Origin of the sequence: Stenotrophomonas nitritireducens (assembly GCF_050984405.1) — a bacterium.
Taxonomy (GTDB): Bacteria; Pseudomonadota; Gammaproteobacteria; order Xanthomonadales; family Xanthomonadaceae; genus Stenotrophomonas; species Stenotrophomonas nitritireducens_B.
Window position 1 is genome coordinate 1550131 of the sequence record NZ_CP158790.1, and the last position, 16380, is coordinate 1566510.

Here is a 16380-nt window from a genome sequence, read left to right on the forward strand (position 1 = left end):
TCTGGACGGGTTGCTACAATCGTCTGTCTCGGCAGGCCTGAATTTCGGGCCTGCTTTACATTTTCCGCATCCTTGGCCGTTTTTTACGGCCCCAATCAGAAGAACCTACTGATGGCGACGATCAACCAGCTGGTCCGCAAGCCGCGGCAAGCGACCACCTACAAGAGTGCCTCGCCGGCGCTCGACAAGTGCCCGCAGCGCCGTGGCGTCTGCACCCGTGTCTACACCACCACTCCGAAGAAGCCGAACTCGGCTCTGCGCAAGGTTGCCAAGGTCCGCCTGACCAACCAGGAAGAAGTGATTTCCTACATCGGCGGTGAAGGCCACAACCTGCAGGAGCACTCCGTGGTCCTGATCCGCGGCGGTCGCGTCAAGGACCTGCCGGGTGTGCGTTACCACACCGTTCGTGGCTCGCTCGACGCCGCCGGCGTCGCCAAGCGTCGCCAGGCCCGTTCCAAGTACGGCGCCAAGCGTCCGAAGGCCTAAGGAGAGAGCACTATGTCGCGTAAGGGTAATACTCCGCAGCGTTCCGTCCTGCCCGATCCGAAGCACGGAAGCGAAACCATCGCCCGCTTCATCAACATGGTCATGCAGAGCGGCAAGAAGTCCGTCGCCGAAAAGATCGTGTACGGCGCCATGGACGTGATCGGCGAAAAGAATCCGAATGCCATCGAGCTGGTGCAGAAGGCGCTGGACAACGTGGCTCCGGCCGTCGAAGTGAAGTCCCGCCGCGTCGGCGGCGCCACCTACCAGGTGCCGGTCGAAGTGCGCGCCTCGCGCAAGATGGCCTTGGCGATGCGCTGGCTGATCGAATCGGCCCGCAAGCGTGGCGAGAACTCGATGCCGCGCAAGCTGGCCGCCGAGCTGCTGGACGCCTCGGAAAACCGTGGCGGCGCCATCAAGAAGCGTGAAGAAACCCACCGCATGGCGGAAGCGAACAAGGCGTTCGCGCACTACCGCTGGTGAGTTTGAAGGCCTTGTGAACACAGGCCGGTGACACCATCTGTGTGTCACTTCGCGGTGACAGAATCGCCGCGCCAACCCGAAGGCCGCCGAAAGGCGGCATTCGGCCATTCCGAAATCCGAAAAATCTGAGAGGCTCCCCGTGGCCCGCACCACTCCCATCGAGCGTTACCGCAACTTCGGCATCATGGCCCACATCGATGCCGGCAAGACCACCACGTCCGAGCGCATCCTGTTCTACACCGGCAAGAGCCACAAGCTGGGTGAGGTGCACGATGGCGCCGCCACCATGGACTGGATGGAGCAGGAGCAGGAGCGTGGCATCACGATCCAGTCCGCTGCCACCACCGCGTTCTGGAAGGGCATGGACAAGTCCATGCCGGAGCACCGCTTCAACATCATCGACACCCCCGGGCACGTCGACTTCACCATCGAAGTGGAGCGCTCGCTGCGCGTGCTCGACGGTGCGGTGTTCGTGCTGTGCGCCGTCGGCGGCGTGCAGCCGCAGTCCGAAACCGTGTGGCGCCAGGCCAACAAGTACCACGTGCCGCGCATCGCGTTCGTCAACAAGATGGACCGCACCGGCGCCAACTTCTTCAAGGTCCGCGACCAGCTGAAGGCGCGCCTGGGTGCCGTGCCGGTGCCGATGCAGATCCCGGTGGGCGCCGAGGACAACTTCCAGGGCGTGGTCGACCTGGTGAAGATGAAGGCCATCGCGTGGGACGAGAAGTCCCAGGGCATGAGCTTCGAGTACCGCGACATCCCGGCCGAGCTCCAGGCGCAGGCCGAGGAAGCGCGCGCGTTCATGGTCGAGTCGGCCGCCGAAGCCAGCGAAGAGCTGATGGAGAAGTACCTGGGCGGCGAGGAGCTGACCGAGGACGAGATCTACAACGCCCTGCGTATCCGTACGCTGGCGACCGAGATCGTCCCGATGTTCTGCGGCTCGGCGTTCAAGAACAAGGGCGTGCAGGCCATGCTCGACGGCGTCATCAAGCTGCTGCCGTCGCCGGTCGACGTGCCGGCGGTCAAGGGTACCGACGTCGACGACGAGACCAAGGAGCTGTCGCGCGAATCCAGCGACAAGGCCCCGTTCTCGGCGCTGGCGTTCAAGATCATGACCGACCCGTTCGTGGGTTCGCTGACCTTCTTCCGCGTCTACTCGGGCGTCCTGAATGCCGGCGACCAGGTGCTGAACTCGGTGCGCAACAAGAAGGAGCGCATCGGCCGCATCCTGCAGATGCACTCCAACCAGCGCGACGAGATCAAGGAAGTGCTGGCCGGCGACATCGCCGCGGCGGTGGGCCTGAAGGACGTCACCACCGGTGACACCCTGTGCGCCCTCGACGCCCCGATCGTCCTGGAGCGCATGGCGTTCCCGGAGCCGGTGATCTCGATGGCCGTCGAGCCCAAGACCAAGTCCGACCAGGAAAAGATGGGCATGGCCCTGGGCCGTCTGGCGCAGGAAGACCCGTCGTTCCGCGTCAAGACCGACGAAGAGTCGGGCCAGACGATCATTTCGGGCATGGGCGAGCTGCACCTGGACATCATCGTCGACCGCCTGAAGCGCGAGTTCAACGTCGAAGCCAACGTCGGCAAGCCGCAGGTCGCGTACCGCGAAACCATCCAGGCCGCGGACGTGAAGTCGGACTACAAGCACGCCAAGCAGTCCGGTGGTAAGGGCCAGTATGGTCACGTCGTGATCGAGATGTCCCCGATCACCGCCGAGGACCGCGAGAAGCACGGCGCCGACATCAAGGACGACTTCCTGTTCATCAACGACATCACCGGTGGCGTGATTCCGAAGGAATTCATCCCGTCGGTCGAGAAGGGCCTGCGCGAGACCATCACCAGTGGCCCGCTGGCCGGCTTCCCGGTGGTGGACGTGAAGGTCAAGCTGGTGTTCGGTTCGTACCACGACGTCGACTCCTCGGAAATGGCGTTCAAGCTGGCTTCGTCGATGGCCTTCAAGCAGGGCTTCGCCAAGGCCAAGCCGGTGCTGCTGGAGCCGATCATGAAGGTCGAGATCGTGACCCCGGAGGATTACCAGGGTGACGTGATGGGCGACGTGAGCCGTCGTCGCGGCGTGCTGCAGGGTTCCGATACCAACATCTCGGGCGTTGTCATCAATGCGATGATCCCGCTGGGCGAAATGTTCGGTTACGCCACCCAGCTGCGTTCGATGACCCAGGGTCGCGCCACGTTCTCGATGGAATTCGACCACTACGAGCCGGCGCCGAACAACATCGCCGAAACCGTCATCAAGAAGGCCTGAGCCCCTGGGGCTCAGGTTCTCCCTCAAACTTTCAGCTAATCAAGGAATCGCAAAATGTCCAAGGGTAAGTTCGAACGTACCAAGCCGCACGTCAATGTCGGCACCATCGGCCACGTCGACCATGGCAAGACCACGCTGACCGCCGCGCTGACCAAGATCGGCGCCGAGCGTTTCGGTGGCGAGTTCAAGGACTACTCCTCGATCGACGCCGCGCCGGAAGAGAAGGCGCGCGGCATCACGATCTCGACCGCGCACGTCGAGTACGAATCCGAGACCCGTCACTACGCCCACGTCGACTGCCCGGGCCACGCCGACTACGTCAAGAACATGATCACCGGTGCGGCGCAGATGGACGGCGCGATCCTGGTGTGCTCGGCCGCTGACGGCCCGATGCCGCAGACCCGCGAGCACATCCTGCTGTCGCGTCAGGTCGGCGTGCCGTACATCGTCGTGTTCCTGAACAAGGCCGACATGGTGGACGACGCCGAGCTGCTGGAACTGGTCGAAATGGAAGTGCGCGAGCTGCTGAGCAAGTACGACTTCCCGGGCGACGACACCCCGATCGTGCACGGTTCGGCCCGTCTGGCGCTGGAAGGCGACCAGAGCGACATCGGCGTGCCGGCGATCCTGAAGCTGGTCGAGGCGCTGGACAGCTGGATCCCGACCCCGGAGCGTGATATCGACAAGCCGTTCCTGATGCCGGTGGAAGACGTGTTCTCGATCTCGGGCCGCGGCACCGTGGTGACCGGCCGTATCGAGCGCGGCATCATCAAGGTGGGCGACGAAATCGAAATCGTCGGTATCCGTCCGACCCAGAAGACCACCGTGACCGGCGTGGAAATGTTCCGCAAGCTGCTGGACCAGGGCCAGGCGGGCGACAACGCGGGCCTGCTGCTGCGCGGCACCAAGCGTGACGACGTTGAGCGCGGCCAGGTGCTGGCCAAGCCGGGTTCGATCACCCCGCACACCGAGTTCGAGGCTGAGGTGTACGTACTGTCCAAGGACGAAGGTGGCCGTCACACCCCGTTCTTCAAGGGCTACCGTCCGCAGTTCTACTTCCGTACCACCGACATCACCGGCGCCGTGCAGCTGCCGGAGGGCGTGGAGATGGTGATGCCGGGTGACAACGTGAAGATGTCCGTCACCCTGATCAACCCGGTGGCGATGGACGAAGGCCTGCGCTTCGCGATCCGCGAAGGCGGCCGTACCGTCGGCGCCGGCGTGGTCGCCAAGATCACCAAGTAATCGCGTTTTCCCCGTTCGCGGGGAGCGTGGAAAAAGGGCGGCCTCCGGGCCGCCCTTTTTTTTGTTGCCGCCATGGGTGGTGGCAACTCTTCGGGCTGTCGGCAAACGGTGCCGGAAAACGCTCCCCGAGGTTTCTTGTTGCCGCCTTCCGGGGAAGCAGGGCGCCTGGTGGTCGGTGCCGCGGCTACCTTGTGCCCGCTTCCGGCGAGTCCGTCGTTGTCGTCATCCGCGCCCGGCCTTCACTGCGGCGCCGTGATGACCGGGCGGTCGGAGGCGTCAGCCGTCGAACGGGCGCGCGCCCAGCGTTTCGACCACATGGTCGACGAAGCAGGTGATGCGCGCGGCCAGCGCGGTGTTGCGGTAGTAGACCGCGTTGACCGGCTGGCGCACGTCCAGCGTCTGCGCCGGGAACAGCGGCACCAGCCGGCCCTGCTCGCGGTCGGTGCGGGTCATGAAGTCGGACAGGCAGACGATGCCCTGGCCGGCCAGGGCCAGGTGGCGCAGCGTCTCGCCGCTGGAGGCGGCGATCGTCGGCTGGATGCGCACGACGTTGCCGGCCGCATCGCGCAGCGGCCACTCGTTGAGGGATTCGGGCTGGGTGAAGCCCAGCAGCGCATGCCGGGCCAGCTCGCCCGGCACGACCGGCGTGCCGTGGCGTTCGAGATAGGCCGGACTGGCCAGTACCCGCACGTGGCTGCCGCCCACCGGGCGCGCGTGCAGGGTGGAGTCCTTCAGTGCGCCGATGCGGAAGGCGACGTCGGTGCGCTTCTCGATCAGGTCGATGATGCCCTCGTTCGAGTTCAGCTCCAGCTCGACCTCGGGATAGCGCTCGCGGAAACCGGCCACCAGCGGCACCAGCACGTGCAGCATGAAGGGCGTGGCCGCATCGACCCGCAGCCGGCCCGCGGGCCGCATGCGCCGTGCCGCCATCTGTTCCTCGGCCTCGTCCACCGAGGCGAGGATGGCGCGTGCGTGCTGCAGGAAGGCGGCGCCTTCCTCGGTGAGCTCCAGGCGCCGCGTCGTGCGCCGCAGCAGGGTGGTCTGCAGCTTTTCCTCCAGCCGTCCGAGCGTGCGGCTGGTGGCCGAGATCGTCAGTCCCAGCAGTTCCGAGGCGGCGGTGATCGAGCCGGCGTCCACCACGGCCACGAACGCCTGCAGTTCATCAAGGGTGGTTTTCATTATTGATCCTGAGTCAAATGAATTTGGTGGATATGGGGCTTAATCCGCAAATATTAGCCGGGCACACTGCGCGCCATGAAATCTTCCAACGCCCTGCTCGCCCTCGCCATCGGTGCCTTCGCCATCGGCACCACTGAATTCACCCCGATGGGACTGCTGCCCGTGATTGCCGATGGCGTGCAGGTCAGCATCCCCAGCGCCGGCATGCTGGTCTCCGCCTATGCGGTCGGCGTCATGGCCGGTGCGCCGGTGATGACCCTGCTGTTCAGTCGCTTCGGCAAACGCGCGGCACTGATGTGGCTGATGGTGCTGTTCACCGTCGGCAACCTGCTGTCCGCGTTCGCGCCCGGCTATACGACCCTGCTGCTGTCGCGCCTGGTCACCAGCCTCAACCACGGCGCCTTCTTCGGCATCGGCGCGGTGGTCGCCGCCAGTGTCGTGCCGAAGGACAGGCAGGCCAGCGCCATCGCCACCATGTTCATGGGCCTGACCATCGCCAACATCGGCGGAGTGCCGGCGGCGACCTGGATCGGCCAGCAAGTGGGCTGGCGCCTGGCTTTCGGCGGCACCGCCGTGCTCGGCCTGGTCACCATCGCCGCGCTGTGGCTGGCGCTGCCCAAGGGCGAGCCGGGCACGCGTCCGGACGTGCGCCGCGAGCTCAAGGTGCTGGCCCGCCCCGAGGTGCTGCTGGCGATGGGCACCACGGTGCTCGGCGCCGGCGCGATGTTCGCGCTGTACACCTACGTGGCGCCGGTGCTGGCGGAAATCACCCACGCCAGCCCGGGGTTCGTGGCCTTCGCGCTGGTGCTGATCGGCATCGGCTTCACGCTGGGCAACAGCATCGGCGGCCGCCTGGCCGACTGGTCGCTGGACGGCGCGACCACGCTGATCCTCGGCGCGCTCGCGGTGGTCATGGCGGTGCTGCCGCTGGTGATGACCACCCACGTCGGCGCGGCGATCGGCCTGGTGGTCTGGGGCGCGGCCGCCTTCGGCATCGTGCCGCCGGTGCAGATGCGGGTCATGCAGGCCGCCGCGCAGGCACCGGGCCTGGCCTCGTCGGTCAATGTCGGTGCGTTCAACCTTGGCAATGCGGTCGGTGCCGCCCTCGGTGGCGCCGTCATCGGCCAGGGGCTGGGTTACGCCGCCGTGCCGCTGGCGGGTGCCGCGCTGGCCGCGGGCGGCCTGGGCCTTGTCTGGCTGGGCAATGCCGGCCGCCGCCGCGTGGCGCAGGGCGCCTGAGCCGCTGCTCCGTCCGCGACGGGCAACTCATTTTTTTCCTCCAGGAGTCATTCCATGAGCATTCCTTCCTTCGGCCTGGGCACCTTCCGCCTTACCGGCCAGGCCGTCATCGATTCGGTGAAATCCGCGCTCGAACTGGGCTACCGCGCCATCGACACCGCGCAGATCTACGGCAACGAGGCCGACATCGGCCAGGCCATCGCCGAAAGCGGCGTGCCGCGTGCGGACCTATTCCTCACCACCAAGATCTGGGTCGACAACTACGCCGCCGACAAGCTGGTCCCGAGCCTGCGCGAGAGCCTGGCCAGGCTGCGCACCGATCATGTGGACCTGACCCTGATCCACTGGCCGGCCCCCGGCAACGGCGTCGAGCTGGCCGACTACATGGCCGCGCTGGCCGAAGCCAAGCGGCTGGGCCTGACCCGCCAGATCGGCGTATCCAACTTCAACATCGAACTGACCCGGCAGGCCATCGCCGCGGTCGGTGCAGGTGAAATCGCGACCAACCAGGTCGAACTCAGCCCCTACCTGCAGAACGGCAGGCTCACCGCGTTCCTCGAGGAACAGGGCATCGCCGTCACCTCCTACATGACCCTGGCCTACGGCAAGGTGCTCAAGGACCCGGTGCTGGCCGACATCGCCGCCAGGCACGACGCCACCGTGGCGCAGGTCGCCCTGGCTTGGGCGATGCAGCTCGGCTATGCGGTGATTCCGTCCTCGACCCGGCGCGAGAACCTGGCCAGCAACCTGCTAGCCCGCGGCCTGAAGCTGGACGCCGAAGACATGGCGCGCATCGCCGCGCTCGAGCGCAATGGCCGCGAAGTCAACCCGGAAGGCCTGGCGCCGGCCTGGGACTGATCACCGCTGCTGGTGGGAGGGGCGGCGGACAGGCGTGTGGCCGCCGGCCGCCAAGCTGGTGCGGCGCCACATGGGGATTCGCGCGACGTGTGGTCGGGGCCGGTTGCCATGTTCGCCAGGAGACTTGCCATGCGCTCGCTGGCATGTGTGCAATGCGGTATCTGGCGCTTCCATGGGAGCGATGCGTGGAAAGCGCTCCGGTTTGCTCGGACGACGGCAGGGGACTGCTGGGCTGTCGCCGGATGCCATTGCATCTTCATTGACTGCTGGCGGCCGCGGCGGTCAGCGACAGCCCGCGCTTCCGGATCTTCATCGACACCTTGGCGGATAACGCGTTCCGCATGGCGGAAAACGCTCCCCACTCCTCTCTTGTATCCATGAGCCGCGCAGGCGCGCGCACCGGCCACGCCGCCGCCATGACCTTCGCTACGTGAAGGGCAGGGCGGATGCGCCTAAGGTGCGTGCGATGGCCGGGCCGGCAGGACAAACGCGAGGAGAAGACGGGATGTTGCGAGTAACGGGACAAGGGCGGCGCAGGGCGGCACTGGCAGTGGCGCTGGCCGCGTTCGCCGCGGTGGCGCAGGCGGCGGCGCCGTCGCCGAAGGAACACTTCGGTTTCACCATTGGCGACGATTACATGCTCGCCAACTACACCCAGACCGAAGCCTATTTCCGCAAGGTCGCGGCCAGCTCCGACCGTTTCCGCCTCGTCGAACTGGGCAAAACCTCGGAAGGCCGCCCGCAATTGATGCTGATCGCGTCCTCGCCGGCCAACCTGGCGAAGCTGGACGAGTACCGCGGCATCTCCGAGCGCCTGGCACGGGCGCGCGACGACGAAGCGGTTGCGCGCCGGCTGGCCGGGCAGGGCAAGGCGGTGGTGTGGATCGACGGCGGCCTGCACGCCAATGAGACCGTCGGCGCGCACCAGCTGATCGAGACCGTCTGGCAGCTGGCCAGCCGCGACGACGCCGAGACCCGGCGCATCCTCGACGACACCATCGTGCTGCTGGTCCACGCCAACCCGGACGGGCAGGAGCTGTATTCGGACTGGTACATGCGCGAACCGGTACCGGCCAGGCGCGTGCTCGACAAGCCGCCACGCCTGTACCAGAAGTACGCCGGGCACGACAACAACCGCGACTTCTACATGGCCGCGCTGCAGGAGACGCGCAACCTCAACCTGGCCATGTACACGCGCTGGTACCCGCAGATCGTCTACAACCACCACCAGACCTCGCCCAAGGGCACGGTCATCGTGATCCCGCCGTACCGCGATCCCTACAACTACAACATCGACGCGATGATCCCGGTCGGGCTGGAGTCGCTGGGCTCGACGATGAACCTGCGCTTCCTGCAGGAGAACAAGCCCGGTGCGGTGTCCAAGGGCGGCAGCGTGTATTCCACCTGGTGGAACGGCGGCCTGCGCACCATGCCGTACTTCCACAACATGCTGGGCGTGCTGACCGAGATCACCGGCAACCCGACGCCGATGCAGATCCCGTTCCTGCCGGACCGGCAGCTGCCGGACAGCAACCTGCCGGCGCCGGTGCCGGCGCAGACCTGGCATTTCCGCCAGTCCATCGACTACAGCCTGACCGCCAACTGGGCGCTGCTGGACTACGCCTCGCGCAACCGCGAGCAGTTGCTGTGGAACATCTACCGCATGGGCCGCAATTCCATCGAGCGCGGCAGCCGTGACAGCTGGACGGCCAGCCCGAGCGCGCTGGCCAGGGCGCGCGAGGCCGCCGGCAAGGACGGCAAGCCGGCCGCGGAGCTGGACGCGGCGCAGGTGAAGGCGCTGCTGCGGCGCCCGGAGCAGCGCGACCCGCGCGGCTACATCATCCCCGCCGACCAGGCGGATTTCCCGACCGCGACCGCCTTCGTCAACGCGCTGCAGCTGGCCGGCGTCGAGGTCGAGCGCGCCACCCGGCCGTTCGCGGCGGGCGGCCGCAGGTACCCGGCCGGTTCGTTCGTGGTCAAGGCCGACCAGGCGTTCCGGCCGCACGTGCTGGACATGTTCGAGCCGCAGGACCACCCGCACGACTTCGAATACGCGGGCGGTCCGCCGATCGCGCCCTACGACTCGGCCGGCTGGACGCTGGCCTTCCAGATGGGCGTGGCGTTCGACCGCGTGCTGGAGGGCTTCGACGGTCCGTTCGAGGCGCTCCCGGCCGGGCAGTTGCAGGTGCCGGCCGACGCGCCGGTGCCGGCTTCGGCCAATGGTTACCTGCTGGATGCGCGCGCCAACAACAGCGTGATCGCGGTCAACCGCCTGCTGAAGGCGGGCGTACCGGTGCGGCGCCTGCAGGACCGCGACGGCGCCTTCTTCGTGCCGTCGGCCGCGCCCGACGCATTGGCCGCCGCCCTGCGCGGGACCGGCGTGCGGGCGGCTGCCGCCGGTCGCCGCGTCGAGGGCGGCGTGCCGGTGAAGGCGCCGCGGATCGCGCTGTGGGACCACTACGGCGGTTCCATGGTTTCGGGCTGGACCCGGCTGGTCCTGGACAGCTTCGGTTTCGACTATGAAGTGGTGTACCCGCGGCAGATCCTCGACGGCGACCTGCGCAGCCGCTTCGACGTGCTGATCCTGCCCAGCGGCGCGCTGCCGCTGCCCAAGGCGCTGGCCATCGAGGGCAAGGCCGGGCGCACGCCGGCTTCGCCGGACCCGGCCACCATCCCGGCCGAGTTCCGCCCGATGCTCGGCGAACTGGAGGGCGAGGCCGCGGTCGCCGCGCTGCGCCGGTTCCTGCAGGCCGGTGGCCATGTCGTGGCCACCGGCTCGTCCAGCGGGCTGGCGCTGCAGCTGGGCCTGCCGCTGCGCAGCCACCTGCAGGCGCCCGGCGCCGACGGCCAGCCGCGGGCCTTGAGCCAGCGCGAGTACTACATCCCCGGCAGCGTGCTGCAGGTGGCGGTGGACAAGTCGCGCCCGCTCAACTGGGGCCTGCCGCAGCGCCTGGACGTGTACTTCTCCGATGGCCGCTGGGACAATGCGCCGGTGTTCGACCTGCCGGCCGGCCGCGACGACATCCGCCCGCTGCTGCGTTTCGACTCGGCCACGCCGCTGCGCAGTGGCTGGGCCTGGGGCCAGGAGCACCTGCAGGGCGGGGTGCTGGCCGCCGAGGCCGATGTCGGCGCTGGCCGGCTGACCTTCTTCGGCACGGACATCACCTTCCGCTCGCAGACCCACGGCTCGTTCAAGCTGCTGTTCAACAGCCTGCTGCAGGCCGGCACTCCCGCCGAATGAGGCGTCAGGACGGGAGCGCGGCCCGGCCGCCTCCCGTCCAGGCATGCCGGCAGCTGAAGCGCAGGAGGCGGGGCGTACCCGGTACTTGCAAAGCCCCGGGAATGCTGACAGAATGCACGACCACTCGCGGGACTCATGCATGCATGGGCTTCGCAACCAGCGAAATGAAGGGCAGGACGCGCTTCGTATTCGCCAGACTAAGGACAGGTCGCGTGGGTCGCTCCAGGGCATCGGGGCGCTTTCTGCGCGTTTGTTTGTGTCTGGGGCGGGCCGGGAAACCGGGCCGCCTTGCTGTTTTGAAGGGATTCGCGCGACGGCCGGGTGGCATGGCCGCGCATTCATGGGGTCCGGTACACAAGAGGCCGGGCCTGTCGCTCTTTAGACCTATAGGAACACCGTCATGGCGGACCAAAAGATCCGGATTCGGCTGAAGGCGTTCGATCATCGCTTGATCGACCGCTCGGCCAGCGAGATCGTTGAAACGGCCAAGCGGACCGGCGCGCAAGTGCGTGGCCCGATCCCGCTGCCGACCAAGATCGAACGTTACACCGTTCTGGTTTCCCCGCACGTCGACAAGGACGCGCGTGACCAGTACGAGACCCGCACGCACAAGCGCGTGCTCGACATCGTCGACCCCAACGACAAGACCGTGGACGCGCTGATGAAGCTCGAACTGGCTGCCGGCGTCGACGTTCAGATCAAGCTGACCTGAGGACTACGACCATGACGAAGAAGTATTCGTTGGGCTTCGTGGGCCGCAAGGCCGGCATGAGCCGCGTTTTTACCGATGATGGCCTGTCCATCCCGGTGACCCTGATCGAAGCCACCCCGAACCGCATCGCGCAGATCAAGACCGTCGAAACCGACGGCTACAGCGCCGTGCAGGTGACCGTCGGCGCCCGTCGCGCCGCCCTGGTGAACAAGCCGGAAGCCGGCCACTTCGCCAAGGCCAAGGTCGAAGCCGGCCGTGGCCTGTGGGAATTCCGCGTCGAGGACGCCCAGATCGGCGATTACGCCGTCGGTGGCGAAGTCAAGGCGGATATCTTCGAGGTCGGCCAGATCGTCGACGTCCAGGGTGTCACCAAGGGCAAGGGCTTCCAGGGCACCATCAAGCGCTACAACTTCACCATGGGTGACGCCACCCACGGTAACTCGCTGTCGCATCGCGCGCCGGGTTCGTTGGGCCAGCGCCAGACCCCGGGTCGCGTTTTCCCGGGCAAGAAGATGGCCGGCCACATGGGTGCCGTGCAGCAGAGCACGCAGAACCTGGAAGTGGTCAAGGTCGACGTCGAGCGCGGTCTGATCGCCGTTCGTGGTGCCGTTCCGGGTGCTGCCGGTGGCGACGTGATCGTGCGTCCGGCGAGCAAGGCATAAGGAGAGATGACGATGGAACTCGTTATCACGGGTAGCAACAACAAGGTCTCGGTCTCCGAAGCCGTGTTCGGCCGCGATTTCAGCGAAGATCTGGTCCACCAGGTCGTCGTTGCCTACCGCAACGCCGCTCGCGCCGGTACCAAGGCACAGAAGACGCGCTCTGAAGTGGCCGGCACCACCAAGAAGTCGAAGAAGCAGAAGGGTGGTGGCGCTCGCCACGGTGCCCTGACCGCTCCGATCTTCGTCGGCGGTGGCGTCACCTTCGCGGCCAAGCCGCGCAGCTTCGAGCAGAAGGTCAACCGCAAGCAGTATCGCGCCGCCATGTGCGCCATCCTGTCCGAGCTGAACCGCCAGGGTCGCATCAAGGTCGTCGAGGCCTTCGACGTCGACGCCGTCAAGACCAAGGGTCTGGTGGAAAAGCTGGCCGGTCTGGAAGTGGGCAAGCGCCCGCTGATCGTGACCGAGGACGCTTCCGAATCGCTGTACCTGTCGGCCCGCAATCTGCCCTACGTGCAGGTGCGTGACGTGCAGGGTCTGGATCCGGTCGCGCTGGTCGGTGCCGACACGGTCGTCATCACCGCCGATGCGGTCAAGAAGGTCGAGGAGTGGCTGGCATGAGCAGCAACGAAAAAATCTTCAGCGTGCTGCGCGCTCCGCGAGTCTCCGAAAAGACCGCGCGCCTGCAGGAACTCTCCAACCAGTACGTCTTCGAAGTCTCGAACGAAGCAACCAAGGCCGATGTGAAGGCCGCGGTCGAGCAGCTGTTCGACGTCAAGGTCGAGGCCGTCAACGTGGTCAACGTCAAGGGCAAGAGCAAGTCCTTCCGTAACCGCGCTGGCCGTCGCGGCGATTGGCGCAAGGCGTACGTGCGTCTGGCCGATGGCCAGTCCATCGATGTAACGGCCAAGGCCTGAGGTACATCCCATGCCATTGATGAAATTCAAGCCCACCTCCGCAGGCCGTCGTTCGGCCCTGCGCGTGGTCACGCCCGATCTGCACAAGGGCGCACCGCACGCGGCGCTGGTGGAGTCGCAGAGCAAGTCCGGTGGTCGCAACCACCACGGCCGCATCACCACCCGTCACGTGGGCGGTGGCCACAAGCAGCACTACCGCATCATCGACTTCAAGCGCAACAAGGAAGGCATTCCGGCGCGCGTGGAACGCATCGAGTACGATCCGAACCGCACCGCCCACATCGCCCTGCTGTGCTACGTCGACGGTGAGCGCCGCTACATCATCGCCCCGAAGGGCCTGAAGGCGGGTGACCAGGTCATCTCCGGCGCGCATGCGCCGATCAAGACCGGCAACACCCTGCCGCTGCGCAACATCCCGGTCGGTACCACCATCCACGGCATCGAGCTGAAGCCGGGCAAGGGTGCCCAGATCGCCCGCGCCGCCGGTGCTTCGGTGCAGCTGGTTGCCCGCGAAGGCATCTACGCCACCCTGCGCCTGCGCTCGGGTGAAATGCGCAAGGTGCCGGTCGAGTGCCGCGCCACCATCGGCGAAGTCGGCAACGACGAGCACAACCTGGAGAAGCTGGGCAAGGCCGGCGCCAAGCGTTGGCGCGGTGTCCGCCCGACCGTCCGCGGTGCCGCCATGAACCCGGTGGACCACCCGCACGGTGGTGGTGAGGCCAAGGCCGGCCAGGGTAACCCGCATCCGGTCACCCCGTGGGGTGTCCCGACCAAGGGCTACAAGACGCGCCATAACAAGCGCACCCAGCAGTTCATCGTCCGCGATCGTAGGGGCTAATCGACCATGGCACGTTCACTCAAGAAGGGCCCGTTCGTCGATCACCACCTCGTCAAGAAGGTGGAGGCCGCTGCGGGCAGCAAGAAGCCGATCAAGACCTGGTCGCGCCGTTCGATGATCCTGCCGGAAATGGTAGGCATCACCATCGCCGTGCATAACGGCAAGAACCACGTCCCGGTTCTCGTCAACGAGAACATGGTCGGCCACAAGCTCGGCGAATTCGCCATCACCCGGACCTTCAAGGGTCACGGTGCTGACAAGAAGTCGGGCAAGTAAGGAGAGATGACGATGGAAGCGAAAGCAATCCTGCGCACCGCGCGCATCTCCCCGCAGAAGGCCCGTCTGGTCGCTGACCAGGTGCGCGGCCTTCCGGCCGAGCGTGCGGTCAACCTGCTGAAGTTCTCGGACAAGAAGGCTGCCGCCCTCATCAAGAAGGTGGTGGAGTCGGCCATCGCGAACGCCGAGAACAACCAGGGCGCCGACGTCGATGAGCTGAAGGTCAAGACCATCATGGTTGATGAAGGTCCGAGCCTGAAGCGCTTCATGGCCCGCGCCAAGGGCCGCGGCACGCGCATTCTCAAGCGCACCAGCCACATCACCGTGGTCGTGGGCGAGGGCAAATAACGATGGGTCACAAAGTTCATCCGATTGGTATCCGCCTGGGCATCGCCAAGGACTGGAACTCCAAGTGGTACGCCAACAAGGCCGAGTTCGCCAGCTACCTGGCGGCCGACCTGAAGGTCCGCGAGATGCTTCGCAAGAAGCTTGCGCAGGCCGGTATCTCCAAGATCCTGATCGAGCGTCCGGCCAAGACCGCGCGCGTGACGATCCACACCGCCCGTCCGGGCGTGGTGATCGGCAAGCGTGGTGAGGACATCGAGAAGCTGCGCAAGGAAGTGAGCGAAGTGATGGGCGTCCCGGCGCACATCAACGTCACCGAAGTGCGCAAGCCGGAGCTGGACGCGCAGCTGGTCGCCGAGTCGATCGCGCAGCAGCTGGAGCGTCGCATCATGTTCCGCCGCGCGATGAAGCGTGCGGTCGGCAACGCGATGCGCCTGGGTGCCCTGGGCATCAAGGTCAACGTGGCTGGCCGCTTGAACGGCGCTGAAATCGCCCGTTCGGAGTGGTACCGCGAAGGCCGCGTGCCGCTGCACACCCTGCGCGCCGACATCGACTACGGTTTCGCTGAGGCCAGCACCACCTACGGCATCATCGGCATCAAGGTCTGGATCTACAAGGGCGAAGTCTTCGATTTCTCCCAGGTTGGCCAGGAAAAGCAGGACGACAGCCCGCGCGGCGATCGCAACGATCGTGGCGACCGTGCCGACCGTCCGTCGCGCCCGGCTCGTGAAGCGAGGTAACGGCAATGTTGCAACCCAAGCGAACCAAATACCGCAAGATGTTCAAGGGCCGCAACGACGGCCTGAGCTGGAGCGCCAATGCCGTCAGCTTCGGTGAGTACGGCCTGAAGGCCACCGCTCACGGTCAGCTGACCGCGCGCCAGATCGAAGCGGCCCGTCGTTCGATCAGCCGTTACGTCAAGCGTGGCGGCAAGATGTGGATCCGCGTTTTCCCGGACAAGCCCATCACCAAGAAGCCCATCGAAGTCCGAATGGGCGCCGGTAAGGGCGGCGTGGAGTACTGGGTCGCCCAGATCCAGCCGGGCCGCATGATCTATGAAATCGAGGGTGTTTCCGAGGAAGTGGCACGCGAGGCGTTCCGCCTGGCATCGGCCAAGCTCTCGGTCACCACCACTTTCGTGACCCGGACGGTGCGCTGATGGACATCAAACAACTCCGCGAGAAGTCGGCTGACGAACTCAAGGCCCACCTGGTCGACCTGCGCAAGGAGCAGTTCTCGCTCCGCATGCAGGCCGCCACCGGCCAGCTGCCGAAGACCCACGAAACCCGCCGGGTGCGCCGCGAGATCGCTCGCGTCAAGCACCTGATCGGCAGCACGAAGTAAGGATGGCTGCGATGAGCGAAAATACTGAAAGCAAGACGCTGCGCACGGTCGAAGGCCGTGTCGTCAGCAACAAGATGGACAAGACGGTCACCGTGCTGGTGGAGCGCCAGGTCAAGCACGCCCTGTACGGCAAGTACATCAAGCGTTCGACCAAGCTGCACGCTCACGACGCCGAGAACACCTGCAACGAAGGTGATTTCGTGCGTGTGACCGAAATTGCGCCGCTGTCCAAGACCAAGAACTGGCGGGTGGTGGAAGTCATCACCCGCGCAGCGAAATAAGGAGCCTGAAT

Annotated in this window: 19 protein-coding genes; 18 read left to right on the forward strand and 1 reads right to left on the reverse strand. The window is 66.2% G+C overall.

The features are described from left to right. Window positions 1-111 precede the first annotated feature (111 nt). From rpsL to tuf, 4 genes are all read left to right on the forward strand, one after another. Window positions 112-486 (forward strand): 30S ribosomal protein S12, encoded by a 375-nt coding sequence (gene rpsL, locus ABTV91_RS06520; RefSeq protein ID WP_004145320.1) that lies wholly within the window; start codon window positions 112-114, stop codon window positions 484-486. 12 nt (window positions 487-498) lie between these two features. Further along, window positions 499-966 (forward strand): 30S ribosomal protein S7, encoded by a 468-nt coding sequence (gene rpsG, locus ABTV91_RS06525; protein ID WP_104938134.1) that lies wholly within the window; start codon window positions 499-501, stop codon window positions 964-966. 139 nt (window positions 967-1105) lie between these two features. Beyond that, window positions 1106-3235 carry an elongation factor G gene (gene fusA / locus ABTV91_RS06530; RefSeq protein WP_433853777.1) on the forward strand — a complete coding sequence of 710 codons (2130 nt, stop codon included), beginning with the start codon at window positions 1106-1108 and terminating at the stop codon, window positions 3233-3235. A 54-nt stretch (window positions 3236-3289) separates the two neighbouring features. Continuing rightward, window positions 3290-4480, forward strand: coding sequence for an elongation factor Tu (gene tuf / locus ABTV91_RS06535; protein ID WP_433853772.1), 1191 nt, complete (start codon window positions 3290-3292; stop codon window positions 4478-4480). A gap of 276 nt (window positions 4481-4756) precedes the next feature. On the opposite strand, the gene ABTV91_RS06540 is transcribed toward tuf, so the two are convergent. Next, complete coding sequence (locus ABTV91_RS06540; protein WP_433853778.1) at window positions 4757-5659, reverse strand: LysR substrate-binding domain-containing protein; 903 nt, start codon at window positions 5657-5659, stop codon at window positions 4757-4759. Window positions 5660-5734: 75 nt separating this feature from the next. Here ABTV91_RS06540 and ABTV91_RS06545 point away from each other — a divergent pair, with 75 nt between their 5' ends. From ABTV91_RS06545 to rpsQ, 14 genes are all read left to right on the forward strand, one after another. Then, the gene (locus tag ABTV91_RS06545; protein ID WP_433853779.1) at window positions 5735-6898 is read left to right on the forward strand and encodes an MFS transporter; all 1164 of its coding nucleotides are present in this window, start codon (window positions 5735-5737) and stop codon (window positions 6896-6898) included. Window positions 6899-6952: 54 nt separating this feature from the next. Continuing rightward, a complete protein-coding gene (dkgB, locus tag ABTV91_RS06550) occupies window positions 6953-7756 on the forward strand; it encodes a 2,5-didehydrogluconate reductase DkgB (RefSeq protein WP_433853780.1) in 804 nt (267 codons plus the stop codon). 505 nt (window positions 7757-8261) lie between these two features. After that, complete coding sequence (locus ABTV91_RS06555; RefSeq protein WP_433853781.1) at window positions 8262-10997, forward strand: M14 family metallopeptidase; 2736 nt, start codon at window positions 8262-8264, stop codon at window positions 10995-10997. 400 nt (window positions 10998-11397) lie between these two features. Next, window positions 11398-11709, forward strand: coding sequence for a 30S ribosomal protein S10 (gene rpsJ / locus ABTV91_RS06560; protein ID WP_005408208.1), 312 nt, complete (start codon window positions 11398-11400; stop codon window positions 11707-11709). 11 nt (window positions 11710-11720) lie between these two features. Next, entirely contained in the window at window positions 11721-12371 is a 651-nt protein-coding gene (gene rplC, locus ABTV91_RS06565; RefSeq protein ID WP_433853782.1) for a 50S ribosomal protein L3, read from the forward strand. A gap of 12 nt (window positions 12372-12383) precedes the next feature. Next, the gene (gene rplD / locus ABTV91_RS06570) at window positions 12384-12989 is read left to right on the forward strand and encodes a 50S ribosomal protein L4 (RefSeq protein ID WP_433853783.1); all 606 of its coding nucleotides are present in this window, start codon (window positions 12384-12386) and stop codon (window positions 12987-12989) included. Next, complete coding sequence (gene rplW / locus ABTV91_RS06575) at window positions 12986-13285, forward strand: 50S ribosomal protein L23 (protein WP_054663307.1); 300 nt, start codon at window positions 12986-12988, stop codon at window positions 13283-13285. The genes rplD and rplW overlap by 4 nt, the downstream gene beginning before the upstream one ends. Before the next feature lie 10 nt (window positions 13286-13295). Continuing rightward, window positions 13296-14123 (forward strand): 50S ribosomal protein L2, encoded by an 828-nt coding sequence (gene rplB, locus ABTV91_RS06580; RefSeq protein WP_056931946.1) that lies wholly within the window; start codon window positions 13296-13298, stop codon window positions 14121-14123. A 6-nt stretch (window positions 14124-14129) separates the two neighbouring features. After that, entirely contained in the window at window positions 14130-14399 is a 270-nt protein-coding gene (gene rpsS / locus ABTV91_RS06585) for a 30S ribosomal protein S19 (RefSeq protein WP_104938139.1), read from the forward strand. A gap of 12 nt (window positions 14400-14411) precedes the next feature. Continuing rightward, entirely contained in the window at window positions 14412-14747 is a 336-nt protein-coding gene (gene rplV, locus ABTV91_RS06590) for a 50S ribosomal protein L22 (protein WP_054668596.1), read from the forward strand. Window positions 14748-14749: 2 nt separating this feature from the next. Next, window positions 14750-15484, forward strand: a complete 735-nt coding sequence (gene rpsC / locus ABTV91_RS06595; RefSeq protein ID WP_433853784.1) for a 30S ribosomal protein S3 — start codon at window positions 14750-14752, stop codon at window positions 15482-15484. A 5-nt stretch (window positions 15485-15489) separates the two neighbouring features. After that, window positions 15490-15903 (forward strand): 50S ribosomal protein L16, encoded by a 414-nt coding sequence (gene rplP, locus ABTV91_RS06600; RefSeq protein ID WP_054663318.1) that lies wholly within the window; start codon window positions 15490-15492, stop codon window positions 15901-15903. Then, the gene (gene rpmC, locus ABTV91_RS06605; RefSeq protein ID WP_055767495.1) at window positions 15903-16088 is read left to right on the forward strand and encodes a 50S ribosomal protein L29; all 186 of its coding nucleotides are present in this window, start codon (window positions 15903-15905) and stop codon (window positions 16086-16088) included. Before rplP ends, rpmC begins: the two co-directional genes overlap by 1 nt. Before the next feature lie 11 nt (window positions 16089-16099). After that, on the forward strand, window positions 16100-16369 hold the full coding sequence (gene rpsQ, locus ABTV91_RS06610) for a 30S ribosomal protein S17 (RefSeq protein ID WP_054663323.1): 270 nt from the start codon (window positions 16100-16102) through the stop codon (window positions 16367-16369). The last annotated feature ends 11 nt before the right edge of the window (window positions 16370-16380 follow it).